Annotated in this window: 16 protein-coding genes; 7 read left to right on the top strand and 9 right to left on the bottom strand. The window is 67.1% G+C overall.

From position 1 onward, the window contains the following. Window positions 1-231: 231 nt before the first annotated feature. Window positions 232-3,336 (top strand): type I restriction endonuclease subunit R, encoded by a 3,105-nt coding sequence (locus CFK38_RS11490; RefSeq protein ID WP_096803192.1) that lies wholly within the window; start codon window positions 232-234, stop codon window positions 3,334-3,336. 28 nt (window positions 3,337-3,364) lie between these two features. Continuing rightward, window positions 3,365-4,054 carry a M48 family metallopeptidase gene (locus CFK38_RS11485; RefSeq protein ID WP_245851299.1) on the top strand — a complete coding sequence of 230 codons (690 nt, stop codon included), beginning with the start codon at window positions 3,365-3,367 and terminating at the stop codon, window positions 4,052-4,054. Between the two features lie 210 nt (window positions 4,055-4,264). On the opposite strand, the gene CFK38_RS11480 is transcribed toward CFK38_RS11485, so the two are convergent. From CFK38_RS11480 to CFK38_RS11455, 6 genes are all read right to left on the bottom strand, one after another. Further along, window positions 4,265-4,822 carry a hypothetical protein gene (locus CFK38_RS11480; RefSeq protein ID WP_096803190.1) on the bottom strand — a complete coding sequence of 186 codons (558 nt, stop codon included), beginning with the start codon at window positions 4,820-4,822 and terminating at the stop codon, window positions 4,265-4,267. 90 nt (window positions 4,823-4,912) lie between these two features. Then, complete coding sequence (locus CFK38_RS11475; RefSeq protein WP_096803189.1) at window positions 4,913-5,668, bottom strand: metal-dependent hydrolase; 756 nt, start codon at window positions 5,666-5,668, stop codon at window positions 4,913-4,915. A 77-nt stretch (window positions 5,669-5,745) separates the two neighbouring features. Next, window positions 5,746-6,132: an RNA polymerase-binding protein RbpA gene (locus CFK38_RS11470; RefSeq protein ID WP_157773474.1), complete on the bottom strand. Its 387-nt coding sequence runs from the start codon at window positions 6,130-6,132 to the stop codon at window positions 5,746-5,748. Next, window positions 6,132-6,623, bottom strand: a complete 492-nt coding sequence (locus CFK38_RS11465) for a hypothetical protein (RefSeq protein WP_096803188.1) — start codon at window positions 6,621-6,623, stop codon at window positions 6,132-6,134. The genes CFK38_RS11470 and CFK38_RS11465 overlap by 1 nt, the downstream gene beginning before the upstream one ends. Before the next feature lie 168 nt (window positions 6,624-6,791). Then, window positions 6,792-8,516 carry a hypothetical protein gene (locus CFK38_RS11460; RefSeq protein ID WP_096803187.1) on the bottom strand — a complete coding sequence of 575 codons (1,725 nt, stop codon included), beginning with the start codon at window positions 8,514-8,516 and terminating at the stop codon, window positions 6,792-6,794. After that, window positions 8,513-9,424: a hypothetical protein gene (locus tag CFK38_RS11455; RefSeq protein ID WP_096803186.1), complete on the bottom strand. Its 912-nt coding sequence runs from the start codon at window positions 9,422-9,424 to the stop codon at window positions 8,513-8,515. Before CFK38_RS11455 ends, CFK38_RS11460 begins: the two co-directional genes overlap by 4 nt. Window positions 9,425-9,980: 556 nt before the next feature. Between CFK38_RS11455 and dnaE the strand changes: the two genes are divergently transcribed. The 5 genes from dnaE to CFK38_RS11430 all read left to right on the top strand — a co-directional run bounded on the left by dnaE (window position 9,981) and on the right by CFK38_RS11430 (window position 16,920). Further along, the gene (gene dnaE, locus CFK38_RS11450; protein ID WP_172895790.1) at window positions 9,981-14,291 is read left to right on the top strand and encodes a DNA polymerase III subunit alpha; all 4,311 of its coding nucleotides are present in this window, start codon (window positions 9,981-9,983) and stop codon (window positions 14,289-14,291) included. 132 nt (window positions 14,292-14,423) lie between these two features. After that, window positions 14,424-14,885, top strand: a complete 462-nt coding sequence (ssb, locus tag CFK38_RS11445; protein WP_157773473.1) for a single-stranded DNA-binding protein — start codon at window positions 14,424-14,426, stop codon at window positions 14,883-14,885. Window positions 14,886-15,031: 146 nt separating this feature from the next. Beyond that, window positions 15,032-15,277: a hypothetical protein gene (locus CFK38_RS11440; protein ID WP_096803183.1), complete on the top strand. Its 246-nt coding sequence runs from the start codon at window positions 15,032-15,034 to the stop codon at window positions 15,275-15,277. Then, complete coding sequence (locus CFK38_RS11435; RefSeq protein ID WP_096803182.1) at window positions 15,274-15,732, top strand: HNH endonuclease; 459 nt, start codon at window positions 15,274-15,276, stop codon at window positions 15,730-15,732. The genes CFK38_RS11440 and CFK38_RS11435 overlap by 4 nt, the downstream gene beginning before the upstream one ends. A 393-nt stretch (window positions 15,733-16,125) precedes the next feature. After that, complete coding sequence (locus tag CFK38_RS11430) at window positions 16,126-16,920, top strand: HTH domain-containing protein (protein ID WP_218192310.1); 795 nt, start codon at window positions 16,126-16,128, stop codon at window positions 16,918-16,920. 156 nt (window positions 16,921-17,076) lie between these two features. Here CFK38_RS11430 and CFK38_RS11425 read toward each other — a convergent pair whose 3' ends face one another. The 3 genes from CFK38_RS11425 to CFK38_RS11415 are packed head-to-tail and all read right to left on the bottom strand — an operon-like array spanning window position 17,077 to window position 24,200. Then, a complete protein-coding gene (locus CFK38_RS11425; RefSeq protein ID WP_157773472.1) occupies window positions 17,077-18,081 on the bottom strand; it encodes a hypothetical protein in 1,005 nt (334 codons plus the stop codon). Window positions 18,082-18,086: 5 nt separating this feature from the next. Beyond that, entirely contained in the window at window positions 18,087-19,949 is a 1,863-nt protein-coding gene (locus tag CFK38_RS11420; RefSeq protein ID WP_096803179.1) for a phage tail tip lysozyme, read from the bottom strand. A 51-nt stretch (window positions 19,950-20,000) separates the two neighbouring features. Further along, a complete protein-coding gene (locus tag CFK38_RS11415) occupies window positions 20,001-24,200 on the bottom strand; it encodes an FtsK/SpoIIIE domain-containing protein (protein WP_157773471.1) in 4,200 nt (1,399 codons plus the stop codon). Window positions 24,201-24,209 lie beyond the last annotated feature (9 nt).

Below are 24,209 nucleotides of genomic sequence, written 5' to 3'. Positions count from 1 at the left end.
AGGTGCTCCTTCCGCCAGATCGATACGAGCTTCAACACCCCGTATCATTCCAGGTCAGGAGCACCTTTCTCTATGCCGTCCGCCGGTCGGGACCACACCACCATGAAATACCGAGGCTAGTGAAGAGCTTCTGGCGCTGGAGCAGCGTCTTGAGTCCGCGAGAGCAGTAAAGGTCGGGATGGTGCAGGAGCTACTGACGGGCAGCAGCCGCTTGCCGGTAGAGGAGGAAGCATGAGCACGGTTGGTCAGAGAGAGCGAGAAACGCAGCGCCGTGTCGTTGAGCTGTTCCGAGATCAGCTCGGGTACGTCTACGGCGGGAACCTGAAGGATCAGGACAACTGGAACGTCGACGAAACAAGGCTACGATCATCCCTGCTCGGCCGTGGCTACGACGAGGCCCTGGTCTCGCGTGCGGTCCAGCAGCTGCTTACTGCTGCGGCACTCAGCGGTGGCAGTTCGCTCTACGACCAGAACCGCAAGGTCTACGAGCTCCTCCGGTACGGTGCGAAGGTCAAGACCGAAGTCGGGGAGACCACGCAGACCGTCCACTTGATCGACTGGGCGATGCCGGCGGAGAACGAGTTCGTGGTGGCCGAGGAGGTCACGGTCCGCGGCGTTCACACCAAGCGTCCTGATCTCGTGCTCTACGTCAACGGCATCGCGCTAGCGGTCATCGAGCTGAAGCGTTCGACCGTGAGCGCCGCCAGCGGTATCCGGCAGAACATCGGCAATCAGCGGGACGACTTCGTCCGTCCGTTCTTCACCACCGTGCAGTACCTGTTCGCGGGCAACGACGTCGAGGGGCTCCGCTATGGGGTCATCGAGACTCAGGAGAAGTACTGGTTGCGGTGGAAGGAGGACGGCGAGAACGCCGACCTCGACCTGGCGCTTGCTCAGATGTGCTCCAAGGAACGATTCCTCGAGCTCATCCATGACTTCATCGTCTACGACGCAGGGGTGAAGAAGGCCCCGCGCCACAATCAGTACTTCGGGGTCAAAGTTTCCCAGGCGCGGATCGCCAGGCGTGAAGGCGGCATCATCTGGCACACCCAGGGGTCGGGCAAGAGTCTGACGATGGTGTGGCTGGCCAAGTGGATCCTCGAGACCCAGCGCGACGCCCGAGTCCTGATGATCACCGATCGTACCGAACTGGATGATCAGATCGAGGGTGGTTTCATCGGGGTGGGGGAGAAGATCGTCCGCACGCAGTCGGGTGCTGACATGCTTGCGATGCTCAACACCTCCAACCCGCCGCTGATGTGTTCGTTGGTGCACAAGTTCCGAGGTGGCGATGACTCGGCTCGCGGCGAGGCCGCCGAGGACTTCGCGAAGGATCTGAAGACTCGGGTCCCGGACGGGTTCACGGCAAAGGGCAACGTCTTCGTGTTCGTGGATGAAGCTCACCGGACCCAGAGCGGCAAGATGCATCGCATCATGAAGGACCTCCTGCCGGGAGCGTTGTTCATCGGCTTCACCGGCACCCCGCTGCTGAAGGATGACAAGAAGACCAGTATCGAGACCTTCGGGTCGTTCATCCACACCTACAAGTTCGACGAGGGCGTCCGCGACGGTGTCGTACTGGACCTGAAGTACGAAGCACGGAAGGTGGAGCAAGAGCTGCAGGGGTCCGCTGCGGTGGACAAGTGGTTCGAGGCGAAGACTCGTAATCTGACGGATCTGTCGAAGGCTCGGCTGAAGAAGAAGTGGGGCACGATGCAGAAGGTCTTCTCCTCTGCACCGCGCACGGCGCAGATCGTCCAGGACATCCTCATGGACATGGAGACCCAGCCACGACTGGTCAGTGGGCACGGCAATGCCATGCTCGTCAGCGACTCGGTCTATCAGGCATGCACCTTCTACGAGGCGTTCGTGAAGAGCGGCTTCAAGGGCAAGATCGCCATCGTGACCAGCTACAAGCCGAACCCGAGCGCGATCGCCAAGGAGGATGCCGGCGAAGGGGACACCGAGGAGCTGCGCAAGTACGAGATCTACCGGCAGATGCTCGCCGACCACTTCGGCGAGGATTCGGACAAGGCGATCAACCGCGTCGAGGATTTCGAGGCCGACGTCAAGAAGAAGTTCATCCATGAACCCGGTCAGATGCGACTCTTGATCGTCGTCGACAAGCTCTTGACCGGTTTCGATGCTCCGAGCGCGACGTACTTGTACATCGACAAGAATATGCGCGACCACGGCTTGTTCCAGGCGATCTGCCGGGTAAACCGACTCGACGGTGACGACAAGTCCTACGGGTACATCGTCGACTACCGGGATCTCTTCAAGTCTCTCGACAAGACGGTGACCGACTACACGTCCGAGGCCTTCGGGGAGTACGACGATGATGATGTCGATGGCCTGATCAGTGACCGCGATGAGCAGGATCGTGCGGACCTCGATGACGCTCTCGACGCTGTCCGCGCCCTGTGCGAGCCCGTCTTACCGCCGAAGGGCACGCTTGAGTACCAGCGCTATTTCGTCGCGACGACGCCCGGTGATGCGGAGCAGATCAAGGACAACGAGCCCAGGCGTGTCCTCCTCTACAAGTCCGTGGCCAGTCTCGTGCGCGCGTTCGGTGCGGTTGCCAGTGACATGGAGTCCGTCGGGTTCTCGGCCGCGGAGATGGCGTCGATCAAGGACGAGGTCGAGCACTACACGGCAGTCAAGCGCGAGGTCGAAGCCGGCGCGGGCGAGAACATCGACGTGAAGCAGTACGAGGCCGGCATGCGCCAACTTCTCGACACCTACGTCCACGCCAGGCCAGTAGATCAGGTCGCCGATTTGGAGAAGACCCTGGTGCAGCTGATCGTCGAGCGCGGATCGGAAGCCATCGATTCGCTTCCTGCCGGTATCCGGAGCAGCGGTACGGCTACCGCGGAGACGATCATCAACAACGTCCGCAAGACCATTGTTGACGAGCACGCGATGAACCCGCGCTACTACGACCATATGTCTGAACTCCTGGACGCACTCATCGAGAAGCAGCGGGAAGACGCCGAGGACTACGCGACGTATCTTCATGAGCTCATCGAGTTCACGAACAAGGTTGGCTCTCGAGATTCTGCAGATGGCAGCGTCTACCCGGAGTGGGCCAGCACGCCTGCTCGTCGGGCGATCGTCGACTTCCCATGGTCGCCGGAGGACCTAGCCGTCGATCACGCAGCTCTGTATCAGCGGATCCAGTCGAGCAAGGACCACGGCTGGGCTGACGGCGGTGCTGGCGCACGACTCAAAGAACGGGCGCTGGCTCGTGAGCTGCGCAGCGAGCTTCCAGGAGTTGATGACGGGTCCCTCGGGAATTTCATCGAGATGTTGAAGAATCATGAAGAGTATCGCTAGTAGTTCCATCACGGTGTCGGGCTTGGACGTGGATGTCGTTTTCAAGGACATCAAGAACATGCACATTTCGGTTTACCCGCCGATCGGAAGGGTGCGTGTCGCGGCGCCCCACCGAACGACCGAGGACGCGATCCGGCTCGCGGTCGTACAGCGTCTTCCGTGGATCAAGCGCCAGCGGGAGACGCTCCGGAACGCAGACAGGCAGACTGAGCGACAGATGGTCTCGGGGGAGACCCACTACGTGTGGGGCAAGAGGTACCTGCTGGACGTGTCCAGGTCCAGTGGTGCGTACGGAGTCGAGATCACAGGGAACACGCTCTGGGTGATCACTCCGCCTGGCACCGGCGCAGCGGGGAGGTTCGGGGCGCTGGATCGTTGGTACCGCCGTGAAGTGAAGGCACGTGTACCTGCACTGCTCAAGAAGTGGCAGCCGGTGCTCGGAGTCGAAGCTTCCAAATTCGTCGTACGGCGGATGAGGACCAAGTGGGGTACGTGTATCACGAGGTCAGGCACGATTTGGCTCAACCCGGAGCTGGCGAAGAAGGATCCACGCAGTCTCGAGTACATCGTCGTGCACGAGCTGGCGCACCTGCGTGAGCGCGGGCACGGTGACGGGTTCGTGGCTCTGCTCGACTCCATCCTTCCAGACTGGAGGGCACGCCGGGACGAGTTGAACGAAGCCCCGTTGGGGTACGAGCAGTGGGGTGACGACGAGTAGTGGAACTACAGCTTTGCTCGACCGGTTCGACGACGGTGCGCACGGGTGTGCGCGGCATGGACCACAAGTAGGGAGCCTGGTCCAGGGCCGAGGTAGACGTCTCCTGGGGCGCCGCTGAGGGCAACAGCGTAGGCCGGCGGTGGCCGTGGTTTCGGACCATTGACCGAGGACACTTACACGAGCGTGCTGACGAAGAGCCGATGCTACGGCTCAGAAATCGAAATCGTCGCCCGGGTCTGTGGTCTGTGGCGGCGTCTTCCCCGGCTCGCGGTCCGGCTCGTCGGGTTCCTTGGCCTTCGCTTTCTTGCTGCGCTTGGCCGGGTCGGGCTGCTCGTCCTCGTCGTTCTGGTTGTCGCCAGCGTCACCCGGCTCCGGCTCATGTTTGGGGTCGTCGTCCGGTTCCGGGACGTCCTGGTCGAGATCTTCGCCGAGGTCGCGGCGGATCAGCGTGATCACGGCATCGAGCCGCTCCATCTGCTCCTCGATCTCTTGACGCTGGATGACCAAACGCTCGAGCCGCATGCGGGCGGCCTCTTCCTTCCCCTCGACGGCGGTGGTGCCGGCGACGACTTGAGTGGTGCACGGGTAGGAAACGCGGATGCTCTCGACGCTGTAGGACAGGTCCTCCCCGACCCCGGCGGCCTGGTCCAGGGCCTCCAGCCGCAGGCGGGTGCATTCGGAGCAAATGACGTCGACGTCGTAGCCGTTGTCATGGGCGACGACGTGGGGACCGTGCAGCTTGCGGACGGACTCGATCAGGGAAGCCATGAGCTCGTTCTCCTCCAGCAGTTAGGGGTCTCGGCGGGACAGTGGGCGAAGCGGGCCTCCGGCGGGACGGACCGCCGCAGTGGCGCCGGGTCAGGGAAGGATCGTCGTGGTGATCGCCACGACGACGTACAGGGTCAACGCGCCGCACAGGACCCATTCGCGGGTGCTTCCGGCGTTGCCGAGGATCGGCACGGCGATGTCCCCGTCGGCGTGCCACATTGCCGACTCGACGCGCTTGGAGGGCTTCAGCACCAGGGGCCAGGTGGGGAAGGGGATGCCGTCCGCGGTGGCGAGGTCGCCGAACAGGTGCAGCAGCGCCCCCAGTCCGATCGCCACCGGCAGCCAGGCAGAGGTCTCCGGGGCGGCGACAGCGGTCAGCAGTCCGCAGGCGATCCCCACCAGCCAGGGCATCAGGGAGCCGTGGGCGAGCTGCATCGCGCGCACCGCGAAGGCGCACAGCACGGTCACCACGATCACCGCCCCGACCTGGACCTGGCCGAGCACCGGCGCGTGCCAGCTCCAGTCCACACCGGTGACCACCGCACCGAGCAGGGTGAAGGCGACCACGGCCAGCAGAGTGTGGGTGGCGCCGCGATGACCGGTGGCGGAAGTGACCGCGGACGTGGCCAGCTTCGAGACGGCGCCGGCGGAGCGGGAGATGGTCGCGGTCGGATGATCGATGTCCGGCAGCAGCGCCGCGCCAGCCGCGACCACTGTCCCGGCCAGCACCTCCGGTCCGGTCAGGTCCAGCGCCCCGGCCCCCAGGGTCCAATCGCCGATGCTGGCGGACCCGGTCAGAGCCAGCCAGGCCGCCGCCCCACTGATCGCGTGGTGCCCGCCCATCATGATGTTCGTCCTCCAGACGCCCGGGATCTCCGGTCTCGCTGCGGCAAGTGGGCGGGGACCCGCCCTGATGGGACGACTCAGCTGCGGGTGGGACCGGCATGCAGCCTGCCGGAGCGCAGCAGGTCCAGGCGTTTGGTGAGCAGGGCTTCGAGCTCGGCATCGGTGCGGCGTTCGCGCAAGTGGTCCCAGTGGGACTTTCGCGGCGGGACCTTCGAGGCCGCCAGCACCCCGATCAGCTCGGCGGACTCGTCGGGTTCGATGGTGCATTCAGCGCCGGTGCGGCAGCGGCGGCATGGCCACAGCTGCGGGATCGGGGCCTGCGTGTGGAGTCGCGCGGTGGTGATCAGTTCGCACTGGCCGCACAGGTACTCGACCACCCGCGGTGCTAGCGGCACGACCCTTTCGGGGTTCTCGGTGGTCACCGCCCGGTGGGGCATCGTCCCGTTGAGCATCGCGGTCGGCATCAGGCCATCACCAGATCGTCGTGCTCGAGCACTTCGATGATGCCCAGCCCCTGCAGCGAGTCCAGCATGGCGATCTCGTCGATGGGGTCGACCCAGGCGATGTTTCCGATGGGCTGGTCCCGGTCGGTGTACGGGGCGAACAGGCTGGTCACCAGGACCAGCGGCACCTTGTGCTGCCAGCGCACCCCGGGGTGGGCGGTCTCCCGTTCGGCCAGCAGCGTCGTCCAGGTGACCTCGTCGGTGGTCTCGTCGAGATCGCCGGCGTCGACGGCGGCGGCGACGATCGATTCCTGCACGGCAGTGGCGATGATGATCGCCTGTTCCAGCCGCATCAGGAACAGCACCTCGGGGTCCTGCTCGTCGAGGTACTGGGGTCCGATGACGGCGGCCAGCAGCTCATCGTTGCGGTCCGCGGCCACGTCGCGGTCGCCGATGCGGATGGAGAAGGCCCCCTCTCCCGGCTCTGTCTGGTCCGTGTTGGGGATGCTCATGAGTGCTTCCTTGTCGGGTGGGTGGTAGGGCACTGCGACAAGTGGGCGGGGAATCCCGGATCGGACGAGACAGGCGGGGAGCAGTCGCCGAGAACCGCTCCCCGCCTGGCAGGAGTGCCCTACACCCTGCACCCCGTGGAAGTGGGCGGGGTTGCCCGGCAGTGAGGGTCAGGTGGTGTTCTTCGCGGCCCGTGCCGCCGCCGCGGCGCCGCGCAGCTCAGTTCCGTCGTCGGCGTAGACCCGGTCCGAGTCGGCCTTCGGGGCCCGCCGCCCGTTCCAGGGATCGTCGTCGGGGAGCTGACCGGATCCGTGGTCGAGGTCGTCCATGCCGGTGTGCTCGGCGATCTCGGCTCGGGTGGGCTCCGGCCGAGTGGTCCGCCGCAGCCGCGTGGCCTGGCCGAGGTGAGCGGCGAACTCGGCTGGGGTGGCGAAGTAGCCCTTGAACACCTGCGAGGGCTGCCCCTCGGTCTCGGACACGCCGACGCCCTTGGACACTCCCGCGGTGGTGGCGACGTTGTCGGGCACCTCGGCGACCGCATCGGGGGCGGAGAACGCGTTGGACCGCTGGTTGTCGGAGGCGTTCGGGCCCATCAGGAACCGGTTGCCGCAGGCGGCCTTCAGCGCCGTCGACACCCCGGTGCGGGTGTTGCCCAGCTGGGTGGAGACGAACACGTGCACGCCGACGAACCGCATCTCCAGAGCGATCTTCTGGATGAACGTGGCGATCATGTCCTTGTAGCCGTTGGTCTCCTCGGCCTCGACCCGCATCGGGTGGTCCTTCGGCAGCGCCTTGGGGACCCGCTCTTCGGTCATCAGCCCGGTGTACTCGTCGGCGATCAGCACCAGCGGCCGGAACGAGGGATCGTCGGTTAAGTCGAACCAGTTGTTGATCCCGCGCTTCTTCAGCACGGCGGCGCGGCGCTTCCCCTCGGCGTAGACCATCGAGCAGGTGGCGACCATCGCCTGGTAGGACTCGCACCCCCAGCCGCCGTCGCGCAGGTACGGCTTGATCCACTCGAAGTCCACGCCCTTGTCGGGGGTGTCGACGATCGCGAGCTCGGCGCCGGCGTTGATCATCCAGTAGGCGAAGGCGTTGATGTTCACGGACTTGCCGGACATCGGCAGGCCCTGCAGCAGTGTGTGGGAGGCGCTGGCGAGGTCCAGGCAGTACTCGGGACCGCTCTTCTCGCCAGGGCGGCCCAGGGCGCGTCCCAGCGGGATGCGGGTCCAAGCGGTGTCGGCGGGGGACGTGAACTCGGGGATGGACCGGTCGAAGGGGAACGGGATCATCGCGTCGAAAGTGGGCGGCTCGGCGGGGATGATCTGGGCCCGCAGCGACTTGGGGTCGATGTCGACGTACCAGCCGGGGGCGCCGACGACGCTCTCGGCGACCTCGGTGAGCTTCTCGTCGTGCTTGGAGGGCATGTACTTCGACGGCAGGCCGAGCACGAACCCTCCGTCCGGGCGGGCCGCCGCCTGGACGAGCCACGGCTTGACTGACAAGACGTTGGCTACGGCCCCGCGGCAACGGACCACGTCTTCGTCGAGCTGTTCGAGCACGGCATTGTTCAGGTGCGGCTCGAAGCGGGTCATGGTGTACCCGGGGTGCTGGTTCTCCAGCCGGGTGGCCTCCCGGTCTCCGTCGGAGGGCTTCGCGCCGGTGCGCAGGCTGGCGATCAGCCGGGTGGTGCCCTCCTCGGCGGCGACCTCGGTCACGGCCCGGGTGCGCTCGAGGGTGACCAACTCGCTGTCGGGGTCGAACCCGACCACGCGGAACCCGGCCCCGGCGGCTTCGCTGATCTTCGTCTCGACCGCGGTGACGTGGGCGTCGTTGTGCGGGTCGAATCCGGGCACCTTGTGGCGGGTGCGCTGGACATGGGCGGCCGGGCTCATGCGTCATCCTTCGCGACCTCGTCGGGCTCGAAGCTGGCGATTACCTCGGACAGGACCGGCTCGTAGGTCAGCCACAGCCCCTGGGCGATCTCGGAGACCTGCGGGATGATCTCGGTGATCAGGCGCGGCCCGTCGGCGCCGGGACGGTCGGCTCGGCGCTGCAGGTGGGCCAGCAGTGCGGACACCTCGGGCTGGGAGATGAATCGGGTGCGGGCGACGGCCAGCAGGGAGCTGACTGCTCGGGCCGGGTCGGAGGTACCCAGGGCGGCCAGGTCCCCGTCGGCGACCAGTTCGCACAGCGCCACGGTGTCTACCGCGGATAGCGCCATGGACGCCTTGTCGAACGATTCGACCAGGGCCAGGGCTGCGATGGAAGCCCAGTCGGAGTCTTCCGCGGTCTCGGGCACGAATACGCCGGTGAGGTCGATGGCATCGAGGTCGGCGTCGGGGCCGCCGTCCCACCAGGCGCGGATGCGCTGCTGCGTGGCGGGTTCGTCGGCGTCGAGGTCGTACAGCGCCAGCACGTCCAGCCATCCGCCGGTGTCGATGTCGTACAGCCCGGACCCCCACATCTCGAAGGCGACCCGCAGGGCCCAGGCGTCGTCGGACTCGATGGTGGGGGTCTCGTCTCCGGTGTCGACCTCGAGCCGTTCGCGCAGCGGCTCGGGCAGCCACATGAACGGGTATCGCAGTGCGTCCGGGCGCACGTCGGGGGCTCCGCGCAGCGGGGCACCGTCGAGGTAGCGCGGCAGCGGGAAGGAGACCGCGGGGGAGGTGATGATCCGTTCGTCAGCGAGGCCGAGCATGTCGCGGGCCATGCCGATCCGCAGCACCTGCGGCACGGTCCGCTCGGGCAGGGTGGGGCTCTCTCCGGGCTGGAGCAGGTAGCGGGCTCGTCGGGTGTGCATCGGGGTCCTCCAGGCTCGAGTGCTCGTACACCCATCCCATATGCGAAGGAGCCCGGTAGCGCGATCAGGAGCCGCCTGTGAGGCCGGATATCCAACATAGCGAACCCGGTCGTTCGCGCAGGTCAGGCTGGGTTTCTGGGGCTGAGTGACAACAGTGCGCGCCCCTGGCGCACCCCATGAACCCGCAGGTCACTGACCAAAATCCTACATATCCAACATCTATAACTATCTCTCTTATGGAGATTGAGATGTGTGTGTATAGAGGGGATATCTCCGAGATCCCCTACGTGTATCCAATCGCGGGGCGCGATGGGGGATATGTTGGATTTCGTGCTCTGACCTGGACGTTTACCGAACCCTGCGTGTTGGCGCTGCGTTGGATATGTTGGATTTCCTGGTCTGACCTGCGATAACGCGGGCGACGCGGAGGGGTGATGCCAGCTCGAGGCGCCGCAAAAGCTGCGGGACGACGGCCCGGAGCGGCCTGTGTCCCGTGAGGGCGATGCGCCGCCCACTTCCCTCCTGGCACGGGTACGTCTCGCGGAAAGGGGCCTTGGTGAGCAGCGCTGGGTTCGTCCACCTCCACACCCACTCGGAGTACAGCGACTTCGACGGGCTGTCCTCCGTTCAGCGTCTCGTGGCCGCGGCATCCGCGGACGGCCAAGGGGCAGTGGCGATCACCGACCACGGCCGACTCGCCTCCCTCGCCGCCCTGCGGTCCGCCTGCCAGGCCGTCGGGGGAGTCAAGCCGATCCCGGGCATGGAGGCATACATCGTCGTGGCCGGCACCCGCCACGATCCGGGCACCATCGAGGTGGGCGCCGACTCCGACGACCTCGACGCCGACGGGTCCTCGTCGAACGGGACCACGGCTCGGACCAAGACGAAGAAGTACGAGCACCTGACGATCCTCGCGGCCACTGCCACCGGCCTGGACAACCTGATCGAGATGTCCAACGTCTCCCAGGAGACCAAGTCCGGAACCCACCCGCTGATCGACTACGACCTGCTTACCCGCTACGGCGACGGGCTGATCGTGCTGACCGGCTGCGTCGGCGGACCGGTCGCCGGGCCGCTGTCGCGCATCACCGGCGAGAACCCCGGCGTGGATGCGGCTGAGCAGGCCCGCGCCCAGGACAACCTCGATGCCCTGATCGCTGCGGTCGGCCGCGACAACGTGTATGTCGAGCTCGCCGACCACGGCCAGGCCGCCCAGGAGCGGGCACTGGCAGGCCTGTACGACATCGCCCGCGACAACGACCTGCCGGTCGTGGTGGCCAACGATTCCCACTACGTCTCCAGCGACGACCAGGCCGTCCACGAGGCGCACATGGCACTGGGGCAAAAACGCACGGTCTCCAGCGAGAACCGCTACCGGTTCGCCGGGTCAGGGCAGTTTTTCCGCACCGGCGAGCAGATGCGGGCCGTGAGGCCCGAGGACGAGATGTGGCAGCGCGGATGTGACGAGACCGTCCGCATCGCGGAACGGATCGAGACCGATCTGTTCCCCGAGCCGCGCCTGCGGGTGCCGCACTTCCCGATCCCCGCGGAGTTCACCGACCGGCTCGAGGCGGGCACGGTCAAGGCCTACCCGGTGCCGCAGACCGCCGCGCCCGGCACCGATGCGGCCACGTTCTCCTACTTCATGCACCGTGTCCACGAAGGCGCGAAGACCCGGTGGGGTACCGACCTGCCGGTCGAGGTCACCTCGCGGATCAAGTTCGAGCTGTCGATCATTTGCCGCCTGGGCGTGATGGACTACTTCCTGCTGGTCGCCGACCTGATCGAATGGGCCCGCTCCGACTGGACCGCCACCGACTGGGTGGCCCGCCACGACACCGGCGAGATCCCTGACCAGCGGGAGCGCAAGCAGCCGATCAGCGTGGGACCGGGGCGCGGATCCGCCCCCGGCTCGGCGGTCTCCTACGCACTGTCGATCGTCGGCGTCGACCCGCTGGAGAACGGGCTGCTGTTCGAGCGATTCCTGGACCTGGAACGCACCGAGATGCCCGACATCGACGTGGACTTCGAGCGGGAGCGCCGCGACGAGGTGATCGAGTACCTGTCGGTGCGCTACGGCCACGACAACGTGTGCCGCCTGGGCATGCATGGAACCAACCAGACCAAGCGCGCCCTCGACAGCGCCGGACGCTACCTCGAGATCCCCGTGACCGCTGTGGCCGAGGTCAAGAAGACCCTGCCCGCCGACTGCGAGGACCTGGCCCTGCTGCTGGATCCGGACGCCCCCGACACCTCTGCGATGAGCGCGAAGGACGCCGTCGCCGTGAGAGACAGGCACGCCGCGGGCCAAGCGTTGCGCGACCACCTCGACAGTGTCGATGAGCAGGTCCGCACGATGGCGCAGTTCGCTGCGATCCTCGAAGGCGTGGTCGTCAGCCCCGGCAAGCACGCCTGCGGCATCGTCGTCGCCGACGAGAACCTGATGCCGCTGGTGCCGATGCGGCTGGACCACGGCGAGTGGGTCACCGAGTGGGACGGCCCGGCGATCGCTGACTTCGGGCTGCTGAAGATGGACGTGCTCGGTCTGCGCAACCTCGACATCGCCCACGCCGCCCACCGCAACGCCCTCGCCGAGCTGGACGGGGACGAGGGGATCGATTTCGACCTGACCCGGCCCCAGCTGGACGGGCCGCGGGCGGAGGCGACCTGGCAGCTGCTGGCCCGAGGTGATTCGACCGGGATCTTCCAGCTGGAATCCGAGGGCATGCGGGAGCTGCTGACCACCGCGAATCCGCAGTCGCTGGATGACCTCTCCGCGCTGATCGCCGCCTACCGTCCCGGCCCCATGAGCGCCGGGATGCACACCGAATGGGCCCAGCGCGCCGGCGGCCACCAGGGCGTCGCGTACGACTCGTTGACCCGTGACCCGGCCGAGCAGGAGGTCATCGCCTCGGTGCTGGACCAGTCCCAGGGCGTGATCCTGTTCCAGGAGCAGATGATGCGCCTGGGCAAGATTGTCGGGAAGTTCGACGCCGCCCAAGCCAACAACCTCCGCCGTGCGATCTCCAAGAAGAAGCAGGACCTGATCGACTCGCTGAAGGCCGATTTCGTCGCCGGGGCACAGACCGAGGGCGTCGGCGAGGACGGTGCCACTGTGGTTCCTGCCTTCTCGGAGATCACCGCTGAGCGGCTGTGGACCGCTTTCGAGGGCTCGGGCCGCTACTCGTTCAATAAATCGCACACCGCGGCGTACGGGGTGATCGCCTACCAGACGGCCTACCTCAAGGCGAACTGGCCGGCCGAGTTCGGTGCCGCCGTGCTGCGGTTCACCGGCTCCGGCACGGACAAGGCCCACCTGCGGGTGGCGACCATTCGCTCTCTGCGCGCCGAAGGCATCGAGGTGATGGCCCCGGACATCAACGCCTCCGATGAGCACACCGTCGCACGCGACGGGAAGGTGTGGATCGGGCTCGGGGAGATCAAGGGCGTCGGCTCGATCGCCTCCGAGATCGTCGCCGAGCGCGCCCAAGGTGGTTCGTTCGCCTCGATGGCAGATGTCGCCACCCGAGTGGTCGTGCCCGCCACCACTGCAGGCGGCAAGCGCAAGTCCGTCACCAGCGCCCAGCTGGCCGCGCTGGCACAGGCCGGAGCATTCGACTCCTTCGGCGGATACCGCCTCGGGCACGTGATCGCCTCCCGCGCCGTATCGAAAGACCCCGAGGTGCGGATCCCGGCCATGGAGTACTCGGTGCTGGAGAAGGCAGCGCGGCAGCGCGGGGTGATCCTCGCAGTGACCGGAACCCACCCCACCAAGACCCTCTCGCCCCAGATCGCCGCCCTGTACCGGCCGGGCCCGGACGATGACGCGGCCGCGAAACCTCCGCGGGGCCTGCACCGCCTGCCTGAGCAGGACGGGGCCCGGGTCCACACCGGCGGGGTGGTCTCGGCGTTCAGCGAGCGGCTGACCCGCAAGGGCTCCTGGATGGTCACGCTGGAGCTGGAGAACGCCCACACCTCGATCGGGTGCGTGGGCTTCGCCGGGGTCCACGCAGACCTCAAGGAGATCGGGATGCCGGAGGTCGGCGATCTCGTCGAGATCCGTGGCCGGGCGCGGCTGCGCGAGGTGGAGCGCGACGTCATCGATGAGGCCACCGGGGAGTCGAGCATCCAGACCAGCATCGAGCAATCGATCTTCTTGTCCGGCCTGGAGTACATGGAGGTCGACGACCCCGACCGTGACGCGGAAGGGGATCCGGAGCTGGCGGTGGGCCGGATGCTCTCCGACGGCATCGCCGACCCCGGGCCCGCACACGGGTACCGTCCGCCGGCGACCGACCCCGACAGCGGGGGCGACCTGGGTGAAGACGAAGAGGACTTCGAGCCGATCACAGTCCCGGCCAGCACTGGCGGCGCAGAGGCTCCGGGTGACGGGCCCGCGCCCACAGCTCCGGAGCGCCCGGCGGCCCCGGCAGCTGCGCCCCCCGCATCGTCCGCCCCGGTACGCGAGACAGGAGAGGACGTCGACCCGTCCGAGATCGTCGCCAGCTCGCCGTGGACGCGGCTCCGAGACGCGCTGTCGCAGGCGATGGGGGAGGAGTTCGCCCTCGGGTGGCCGCGCCAAGACGCACCCCGAGACGGGACGGGCGGGGGATCGTTCTTGCGAGTCGAGACCGAGCGCGGCAGCGCGATGGTGCCCGCGTCCGTCCAACGTCGTCTGGCGGGCCTCGCCGCGGCCGGGCGGCTGCCGGTGCTCGTGGCCACCGCTCGGCTGCGATGCGTGGTGATCGACCCCCGCGACTGGCACCGCCAGCTGCAGGCGATGGCCGATGCGATCCATTCCGGCGCCATCGACCCGGCCACCACCTCGATCGATGCCCCAGCGGCGACGACCGCCCGCGCGAGGTGAACGGCGGTGTCCCACGAGGCACAGGCCCCGCCCACTTCCCAGGTACGCGGGAGATTCCCGCCGCGGCCCCCGGGGTCGCAGCCATGTGGCAGAGCACTAGCGATGTCACGGATACCAAAGAGGAGAGTTCACATGGCTCTGGACAACGTCACCACGGTCGTCGGACAGCTCACGGCCGACCCCGAGCTGCGGCACACCAAGAAGAACGGCATCCCCGTCGCCTCGTTCACCATCGCTCACAACGATCGGGTCTTCGATCGTGACAGTGAGGAGTGGGTCGACGGCGATCCGACGTTCGTGCGCTGTTCCTACTGGCGCGAGCCCGGCGAGAACTTCGCCGAGTCGCACGAGAAGGGCGACCGCGTGATCCTCATCGGGAAGTTCAAGCAGAACGACTTCACCGACAAGGACGGCAACGAGCGCTCGACCCTCGAGCTGAGCGTGGAGGAGGCCGGTCCCTCCAACAAGTTCGCCACCACGACCGCGACGCGTCGCAAGGGCAACGGCAACAAGTCCAAGGGCAAGGCGAAGGCCAGTGCCTCCGCGAAGGCGGACTCCGGCGACGACAGCTCGGACGACGACTTCGAATTCTGACCCGAGCCCGGGTATCACCCTGGCCGCCGGTGCGTCCCTCGCGGTGCATCGGCGGCCTACCCGATTTTCCACCCGCTGACAGGAGGCAGATTCGTGACAGGTCGCAGGCGCGGCATCCGACTGCACCGCACCCCATGGGGACTGCCATGTGGTTCCTGACCTCACGGCTGGCCATCACCCTGGCCGTCGCGGTCGCCCTGATGGTCCTCGTGGCAGTGCTGGCGCTGACCCGGCCCTGGCAGGCGCTGACCGAGGAGCGGATCGTGTACGTCCCGGTGCCCGTCGTGATCACCGACAGCCCCGGCAGCGATAGTCCCGCTCCCAGCGACGACGACGGGGTAGGGGAGCGTTGGCCCACCCCGGCACCTGACCGGGTCCAGGAGCGACGATGAACATCGAACACACCCTGTCGCTGCTGGCGGACATGATCAGCCTGATCCTTGACCATCCCTGGATCCTGCTGCCGGTCGTCGTCGTTGTCCTGGTGTGCAGCGTGTTAGCCTCTCCTGCTGGCGGCGCGAGCTCCTTCCGCGACCCGCGGCGTACCTTCACCGGCGCCGAGCGGCGCGAAGCATTCGACCGCGCTGGCCTGCAGTGCGAGCACAAGTCGATCCTGTGGCGCCGCTGCGCCAACACCCCCACCCAAGGCGACCACATCTACCCCTGGTCGAAGGGCGGCCGCACCGCCATGAGCAACCAGCAGGCCCTGTGCCCATTCCACAACTCCCGCAAGTCCGGATCGGTGCCGACCCGCATGTACATCCTCCGCCTGCAGCAGCGTCGCCGCCGCTACTTCCCCGACGGCACTTCACCGCTGGTCGAATGGCGCTCCGGAGCGGCGCAGTGAGACACGGACCGGCGCGGACGAGCAGGAACGCACGAACGGAGCGATGGATGAGCACGTACCTCACCGGCGGACCCGACAAGACGAGACCGCCATCCTCTCGGCAATCTCCACCCGGCGCGACGCCCTGCAGCGGCTGACTCCACCGGATGCCATGTGGATCTGGCGCGAGCTCTCGACCGTCTGGCGAACGACGATCGTCGCCAGAAAACCATCTAAGGAGCTGTGCCGTCGCCAGTCAGTGCCGTGGCCTTCGGAGCAGAGCTCATCGGCGTCGACGCCCCCAGTCTGAGATTGGCGCAGTTGGCCCACCCCGCTCTGCCGTACCGCGCGATCACCGGAGGAAATCTCTGAGACGCGCTCTCGGCGCACTTGAATGCTGGTACTTTCAGATGCGTGTCAGCACAGAATATGCCGTGGCGAGAGGCTATCCACCGTGTCCTCGACGAGGATGGCGAGCCGATGCACTACTCCGCGATCTCGCAGGCGATCATCGACCGCGAGTACCGCACCGACGTGGGCGCAACACCTTCCGCAACCGTCGCAGCCAATCTTTCGGAGTCCCTGCGGGGCGATGGCCCCAGCCCATTCGTCCGGGTCGAGCGCGGGATCTACGCTCTCTCCCAACAGCCAGTAACCGCGCCAGCCCCAGTGGAGCAGCCCGCCGACGAGGCGGTTGACGATGCGGAGGATATGGGCCTGATCAACGCATTCGGTATGTTCTGGAGCCGCGATCGCGTGCTCTGGAAGACGACCATGCCGCACCTCCTCGGCGTCCAGCAGTCGGGGAGCGAGCCCGTCAACTTTACGGCCCAGGCCGGGGTCTACGTGCTCTACGATGCCAATCGTGCGGTGTATGTCGGACGCACGACTGAGCCGAGGCTCGGCCTCCGCCTTTTCGAGCACACCCGAGATCGACTCACGGGGCGGTGGGACCGGTTCTCTTGGTTCGGGGTGCGCGCCGTCCAGCCGGACGGTTGCCTGAGCCCAATGCCGACGCCCACCATCGCGATTGACAGACTCATCGCCACCATGGAGGCGCTGCTCATCGAAGGACTGGAGCCGCCGCAGAATCGCCGGCAGGGCGATGGCTTCAACGCTGTCGAGTTTCTTCAGCAGACTGATCCTGCCGTTGCGCAGCAAAGAGATCGTCGCCTGTTGGACCGGCTAGCGCAGAGCGCAGGCCTATAGCCAGTGTGCGAGGCTGGCGGATCTGATTTTACGAAACGTCATCCGATGTCTCGAGTGGGCCGATTCGGTTCTGAGATAGGTTACCTCGACAATCTCATCGAGCTCAGTAACTGGCAAACATCGGCAAAGTAATCTCGAGTTGTGCGCTCACGTGGCCTACTGCTCGGCTCCATCACTCTCGTCCAGGTTGGACTCTTCGACGGACTGGACGACGAGCCGGTCGTCTTCGCCTCGGACGATCGTGGCCGTCAGGGACCATGGCCCGTGGCGGGAGTTGTTGTACGGGTCGACCCAGGTGCCATCGTAGCCAATCGTGATCGGCCCGCCCCGCTCGGTGCTGTAGTACTGCGAGGTGATCTCGACCTTCATCGCGTAACGGCCGCTGCGTGAAGACGGGGGCTGCACGTCGGTGGGTTCGAGCATGAGCTCGTCGAGGCGGGCCTGACGCTCCTTCTCGCTCTCGTCGGGGTTGTAGGTCAGCACCTGGGCGATCACGCCCGTGCGGGTGGCAGCGATCAGGTCGCCGCGCTGCTGCGCGGTCAGCGGCGAGACGAGACCGGCCGCCGGGCCCGGGGAGTCTTCGTCGCCGAGCAGGAACGGGGACCAGTCGAAGGAATCGACCTGATAGGGCAGGCCGTTGTCGTCCGCTGATTCGCCCTCGATCGGTTCGCTGGGGCGAGAGACGACGATGGTGTACGCCTGAATGTCCTGACCCTGGTAGGTGCCGTGGATCGTGTAGGCGTGCTGCTCCGTCATGTCGTCGGTGGCCTGATCGACGTGCTCGAGGCGCATATTGCTGATCTGGTTGAGCAGGCCCACCTCCACACCGTCGAGCGAGGCCAGGAACGTCGGATCGGCCAGGTCTGCCACGTCGCCAGGGTAGGACTGCATAAATGCCCTGGCGACCTGCTCGGGGTCGGTCATGTCCGAGACCGGTGCGGCCTGCTGCTCGTCCTCCTCCTCGGGCGCGGCAACTGGGGGAGAGGTCTGCTCGGGGGAGCCCGACCCGCCGTCGGAGGGCATCACCGCGCTCTCCGTGCTCTCGTCCTGTGGCCGATCTTCGGTCCCCAGGGGGTTTTCGGGGATCAGCCACACCAATCCGGCGAGGATGAGTAGGGCGATCGTCCCGATCACGACTGCCCGGATACGTTTCGAACCCATGCTGCTCACCCTTCGTAGACGTCGATGTTGCGGCCGCGACTCAGGCCGGAGGGGATGAACTCGATGTGCCAGAACTCCTCGTCGTGGATGTACATGCCGTGCTTGAGCCCCAGCTTGCGGATCTGCTTCCACCGCTCCATCGCGTCGCCGGAGCCGGGGTAGGCGCAGGCTGCTTCGGGAGTGTGAAAGGACCCGCAGTTGTGCCGGGAGTAGGAGGCAGGGAATCCGGCGATGTCGAACGCCATCCCGAACTCGTGGTTGGACCATCCGGGGCGGGCTGCGCCGCCGGGGGATTCGCTGTACAGCTGCTGCTGCTTGGCGTGCGACCGGTAGGTGGAGGTGAAGGACAGGTCGATGCCCTGCTTCTTGGCGTCGTTCCAGAACGCAATGAACGCCGGAGCGATCATCGCGTTCATGGTGATCGGGCGGCCATTGGTATCGGTGACACCATCCAGGGTGCACAGGCGCACCTCGACGCCCTTGCCCTGTTGATAGGCGATGGTGGTGCCGTGGTCGCTGGTGCCGCCGGGGCAGGACATCGAGGCGGACGGCTTCGTCAGCGCGGCGATGTTCACGCAGGAGTCGCTGGCACCGGGGGCAGCGGGATCGTCGGAGGGATCGGGGCATTCGGCGACCTGCCCGACCTGCCCGCCGGGCGCGATAGAGGAACCTCCGCAGCTGGCGGTGCCTGTCGCTCCGGTGGCCGAGGCGACGTCGCTCGGGGTCATCGTCGCCGAAGGACTCTCCGTAGCGGTCTCGGTGTCGGATGGGGGCGCGGTGCCGCCGGCCTCGGGCACGGGCGACCCGGAGTACTGCTCGTAGAACGCTTCGGCATTGGCGATACGTTCCTGGAGCGCGACCACGCCGGCCCGCTCGTACTTGGACTCGAACGACCGGGTGGCCTCGGCGACCGTGCTGGTGGCGGCGAGGTGGTCCCCAGCGGCCTTCTCGGTCCCTTCGAGCTCGTCGATGATGTAGCGCAGCTGGAACAGCACCATGGTGTCGACGTCCTCGCTGGTCATCGACTCGGGCAGCTGATCCATGGTGGGGGCGGCGATGTAGAACTCCTCGCCGAGCTCGGCGATGACGGCGTCGCGGACGTCGGCGTGCCGGTCAGCGGTCCACTGCACCAGACCCCATCCGGAACTGGTGGAGGGGGTGGAGGCACTGCCCTGGGCGATGAAGGGATTGAAGCCGCTCTCGCGCTCGATGTTGCCCATCACCCCGGCGGTCTGCTGCTCGCTGTACCCGGCGCCGCGCAGGTAGTTCCACACCTTCTCCTCGATGTCACCGCCGACGACGCTGCTGGGTCCGCCGGTCGCGCCTGCGTCGGTGCATGTGTTCCCGCCGTCGAAGGCGGAGCTCTGACTGATCGAGGACGTGAGGACACCGAAGCTGGCGGCGGCGATGGACGAGATGACCACGGCCTGCAGAACCAGGGCCGTCACTGTCACGGCGACGATGGCGCCGATCACGATGCGGAACGCCTTGGTCTGGAAGAGGGACGTGACGGCGGACCCGGCGGCCCCGGCGACCGGGGCACCGACGCCCGACGCGGTCAGGGCTCCCGAGGTCAAGGCTCCGGCGCCGGAGGCGGTCATGTCTTGGGCGCCGCCGACGATGTCTCCCTTGCGGGCCTTCTGTGCGCCTCGCAGCGCGCTGACGGCAACGTCGGATCCGGTGGCCTTCTTGACCCCGGACTCGGCACCCTTCTGGGCGATCTTCTTGCCGACGCCAGAACCGTGCGAGGTGGGAGCCTCGTGACTGTCGGATCCGAGATCTCCGGAGCCCGGGCCGTCCAGCGCTTCGTCCCCTGGCGTGCTCGAAGCCCCGGTGTCGTCACCGGGGTGCTGCTGCTCATCGGCCATGGGCAACCTCCTCGCCGCCTCCTAGTGGGCGGGACCCTGGCGACTCGTCGGTCAGAGCCCGCCGCGGACCATCGGCGGCGCCGGGAAGGAGAAGTCGAACCCGTCCTCGAGGTCCTGGCCCGGGTCCCGTTCGGATTCCGTGACAGCCGGCTCTTCGGCGTCGTCCTGCCCGCCCGCCATATTCGGGTCGGCGCTCTCGCCATCGGCCCCGTCCTCATCCCGCTCGGGAAGTGAGTCCTCCGGCTCCGCAGCGGCATCCGATTCTTCGAGCTGACCTCCGGTCGGGGTGGCCTCGCGCAGCTGGGCCCCGGCTTCGCTGGCCACCTCGGCGATCAGCTCGCGGTAGCTGACGCCGACCTCGGAGTCCTCATCCAGCCCATCGACATCGGCGATCACCTCGTCCACGTCAGCCGTCGCCAGTGCCGCCTGCAGCGATTGGACGAGCTGCCACGATCCGCCACCCACGTCCAGACCGGACAGTGACAAGCAGCCGCCCAGGGCCGCATCCGCCGGCTCGCCCGGATCTGCTGCCTCCTCGGACTCGGAAACGTCCGTGCCCGGCAGATCGATCTGATCCGCCGGGTCGACACGATCGCTCTCGGCGAGCAGAGCCCCCAGGTCGAACTCGCCCAGATTCAGATCGATGTCCTCGACCACGGGAGCCTGCTCGACGGTCTCCTCGACGACGTCGACGAAGTCCTTCAGCGGGGCGACCGCGTAGCGCGGATCGGTGGGGTCGAGCATCCGCTCGTCCGGCACCGGCTCGACACCGGCCGCCGTGAGGTTCTCGCGAAGCGTGTGGTTCTCCTCGTACCAGGCCTGCATCAGCACCGGGTGGGCAGCATTCAGCGGCTCGAACAGCCCCCGGCCGATCTTCGGCTCGGCGATCGAATCGGCCTCCAACGGGTTACGGAACGCGCTCATCCTGTCGCCCTGCGTCATGTTCCCCTGCCCCATCCGAGCCAGGTTCGTCTTCAAGTCCGAGGACCCGGGCACCGAATCCAGACTCTTGGAGGTCAGTTTCTGGGTGCCCAGGATCAGGTGAATGCCGACGAACCGTGCCTCCCGAGCGAACTTGCCGACCATGCTGCCGACGATCGCGCGAGCGTTGTTCTCCGCCTCGACCTCCAACCGGGCATGGTCAGCGGCCGGGTCCTCCGACTTCGGCGGCACCTGCGACTTGCCGATCAGCGACGTGAACTCGTCGATCACCACCACGATGCGCGGCGGCCGCATCCGCTCGGGCAGCTTGCCGATCTTGACCTGACCATGCTCGCCCAGCAGAGCCTTGCGCCGCTCCAACTCCGCGTACAGGGCCTTCAGCGTCGAGGCAGCCTGATACACGTCGCCAGCAAACGGCGCGATCGCCCAGTCCTTGGCGAACGCGAAGTCATGACCACCCTTGGTGGGGTCGATGATGACCACGTCGCACCCGGTCCGGATCAGCCCGTGCAGCTGAGTGGAGATGGTCGCCGACTTGCCCGATCCCGTTGCGCCCAGGATCAGCAAGTGTGGGTTCTCCTCGAGGTCGAACACCATCTGCTCGCCGAGAGCGTTGACACCGAACGGGACAGTGCCGGCGGCGATGTCATCGAACGGGATGCCGACGCGCTCGGGCAGCGGGTCCTGCTCGGAAGTGAACAGCCGCACCGAGGACGCACCGCGCTTGCGCACGTCCAGGAACTCCACACCGAGGTTCGAGCGCAGCTTCTCGCGGTTGCCGCGCACCTTTGCCGCGTCGATCCCGGCAGGCAGATCGAAATCGAGCACCTCCACCTGATCGTTGGTCTCCAGGCGCTCCAGCGCCGTCAAGGCCGGCACCGCACCGGAGGTGTTGGCGATGGTCGAATCGACGAACGCCTGGTCGAAGTCGACACGACGGATCTGCACGTCGGCGCCGCGGCGCAGCTTCGCCCCGCCACCCGGGTCACCGATGAACAGCGTCACCTGCCCGTCGGACGCGGACTGGATCCGCATCCACGGGCACGCCAGCTGCGACCGGATCGCGTCGGCCTTCTTGCGCACATCGACCAGGGTGGTGCCGCCATGCAGACGGATGGTCACCTTCCAGGCGTGCTTGGAACTGGCCGACACGGTCAGCGGTTCGGCCTCGACGATCTCCGGCTTCGGCAGCTTCACAGCGGGCGCCCGGAACGCGGTGTTGACCTGGTGGGCCAACACCCACGCCGGGCCGCTGGTGGCCACCGGGCCCGGGGAATCGTCGGGGGTAACGTCCTGCGGAGTGGTCGGGACGGGCTGGGTGGACCAGCGCACCAGGAACAGGTGCGGGTGCCGTGAACCCTGGCCTTCCTTCTCGGCGGGCCAGCCGACCAGAGACACCATCTGCGCTGCCGTGATCGAGGTGCGCATGCCCTTCTCGAAGTCCTTGCCGCGAGGGTCGATATACGTCTCACCGGCATCGAGTCCGGTCTTGGTGGCGAACAGCTGCTCATGCAGTACCAGCGGCTCGCGAGCGAACCGCTGCGACAGCTCGGCGGTGCGGGTGATCTCGAACCGCGTCGTCGGTCCCTCAGCCCCCTGGGGGAGGGCCTGTTCCCACCGCTGCTCCCACTCGATCTCGGCCTGCACGTTGCGGACCTGGGCCAGCTCGAGCCCTGACTCCTCGCTGTAGCGGGAATCGTCCGAGACCGGGTCACCAACGAGGATGAACCCCTGGCGTCGCTCGACGACGGCATCGACCTCGACCTTCTCCTGGCCGACCATGATGGAGGCCTCGGAGCCGATCCCGGCGTGCTCCGCCTGGATCGAGGCCCACGGTGGGGTGGGGATCCCGGGCATCGCCCAGGTCGTCTTCCAGATCGCCAGCGGCGAGTCATCCGGAGTGACCAGCGGCGGTGCCGGGACGCCGCGCAGCCACCGCCAGGCCACCATCAGCGGTGAGGTCCGCGGTGCCTCCACCGGCTCCTCAAGCGTGGCCTCCAGACGGGCGATCTCCTCCCCGTCGTCGTCGGAGAGCTTCGCGATCTGGGCGCGGACGTGCTGCTCGCGCTTGGCGGCCAGGCCGCTCAGTCGCGGGTCGACCCTGGCGGGCATGTCCGCCACCTGCTTCGCCTCGACCAGAACCATTCGATTGACGCCGATGGCATCCAGTGCGCGGGCCAGGGCCGCCTCCAGCGCCAGGTCACGAGAGAGCGTATCGAGGTCAGGATCCAGCAGGTTCGGAAACGATCCCTCGGGCCACTGCACGATCCGAACTCGCAGCTGGTGCGCGGTACCCGCCACAGGCTTGCCGGCGGCATCGAGGTTCGGGCTGGCCAACACGTCGATCCGGGTCGACGGGTCCCCGTAGGCCGCCTGGATCACCTCGGCCCGACCTTGCAGGCCAGAGGCCATCAGCTTCGGCGGTGCATCGACGACATCGACGATCGCCCCACAGGGCGCGATGGTCCGCTCCACGATCCGCGGGGTGCCCTCCTTGGCGGTGAACACCTCGGCGAAGCGCGGCTCCCACGCAGCTTCGGCCTCCTTCACGCTGCGCCAGCGACGCAGCCGGATCCGCGACACGTACGGGCCGACGACGATATTGAGGGTCAGCACGAACCCTGCTGCCATGCCGACCCGACGCCACGTGCCCTCCTGGCCCAACTGCTCCAGTCCCCAGCCGGTAGCCCACGCTCCGGCGATGGCCAGCGGCAGCGCGATGAGCAGGACCGGTCGTGCCGTCGAGGACCACATCTGCCGAAGCGGGCCGACGCCGATCGTGACGTCCGGTCGAGACGCGAACCGCTGCAGCAGGGTGGACTGAGCCGTCAGCACGTGGTGGGTCAGCAGCCCGGAGCTGAAAGCGACCTGCCAGGGCATCTCGACCACCGGCGCGTCCCAGCCCACCAGGGTTCCGATGGCGCCGAGCACCATGGTGGGCACCTGCCCGGACAGGGGCAGTGCCGCGACCAGCGCACCCGTCGCGGCCGAGACGAAGAACGCCGTGCGCGGCGGGTAGCCCGGCCACACCCACCGCCACCCCCACCGGTTGCCCAGCAGCAGACTGTTGCGGATGTCCAGCCAGATCCGGTGCTGGAACACCAGCAGCTCTTCGCGGGAGTTGTCCGGAGTGCCCTTCGGTCCGGTCAGCACCGGAGCCGGGTGGGCGCAGGCGGTCACGAGCAGGCCAGCGAAGGCCACCCACCCCGCGGGCAGCCCGAACACCAACGCGGCAGCGGTGGCCACCAAGGTCAGTGCCAGCAGGGGGCCGGTGTAGTTCCAGGCGGGCTTGTCGTACTTCTGAGCCATCCTTGGTTC

It is taken from the genome of Brachybacterium vulturis, from assembly GCF_002407185.1.
GTDB lineage: Bacteria > Actinomycetota > Actinomycetes > Actinomycetales > Dermabacteraceae > Brachybacterium > Brachybacterium vulturis.
Note: the sequence above shows the minus strand (reverse complement) of the source record. Positions and strands in the feature narration are given on the sequence as shown.

What these genes read in the sequence shown, in the direction of transcription:
- ssb (WP_157773473.1), top strand. Translation starts at nt 14,424, where the DNA reads ATGGCTCTGGACAACGTCACCACGGTCGTCGGACAGCTCACGGCCGAC.
- CFK38_RS11460 (WP_096803187.1), bottom strand. Translation starts at nt 8,516, where the DNA reads ATGAGCCCGGCCGCCCATGTCCAGCGCACCCGCCACAAGGTGCCCGGA.
- CFK38_RS11455 (WP_096803186.1), bottom strand. Translation starts at nt 9,424, where the DNA reads ATGCACACCCGACGAGCCCGCTACCTGCTCCAGCCCGGAGAGAGCCCC.
- CFK38_RS11465 (WP_096803188.1), bottom strand. Translation starts at nt 6,623, where the DNA reads ATGAGCATCCCCAACACGGACCAGACAGAGCCGGGAGAGGGGGCCTTC.
- CFK38_RS11415 (WP_157773471.1), bottom strand. Translation starts at nt 24,200, where the DNA reads ATGGCTCAGAAGTACGACAAGCCCGCCTGGAACTACACCGGCCCCCTG.
- CFK38_RS11490 (WP_096803192.1), top strand. Translation starts at nt 232, where the DNA reads ATGAGCACGGTTGGTCAGAGAGAGCGAGAAACGCAGCGCCGTGTCGTT.
- CFK38_RS11420 (WP_096803179.1), bottom strand. Translation starts at nt 19,949, where the DNA reads ATGGCCGATGAGCAGCAGCACCCCGGTGACGACACCGGGGCTTCGAGC.
- CFK38_RS11475 (WP_096803189.1), bottom strand. Translation starts at nt 5,668, where the DNA reads ATGATGGGCGGGCACCACGCGATCAGTGGGGCGGCGGCCTGGCTGGCT.
- CFK38_RS11435 (WP_096803182.1), top strand. Translation starts at nt 15,274, where the DNA reads ATGAACATCGAACACACCCTGTCGCTGCTGGCGGACATGATCAGCCTG.
- CFK38_RS11440 (WP_096803183.1), top strand. Translation starts at nt 15,032, where the DNA reads ATGTGGTTCCTGACCTCACGGCTGGCCATCACCCTGGCCGTCGCGGTC.
- CFK38_RS11425 (WP_157773472.1), bottom strand. Translation starts at nt 18,081, where the DNA reads ATGGGTTCGAAACGTATCCGGGCAGTCGTGATCGGGACGATCGCCCTA.
- CFK38_RS11480 (WP_096803190.1), bottom strand. Translation starts at nt 4,822, where the DNA reads ATGGCTTCCCTGATCGAGTCCGTCCGCAAGCTGCACGGTCCCCACGTC.
- CFK38_RS11470 (WP_157773474.1), bottom strand. Translation starts at nt 6,132, where the DNA reads ATGCCGACCGCGATGCTCAACGGGACGATGCCCCACCGGGCGGTGACC.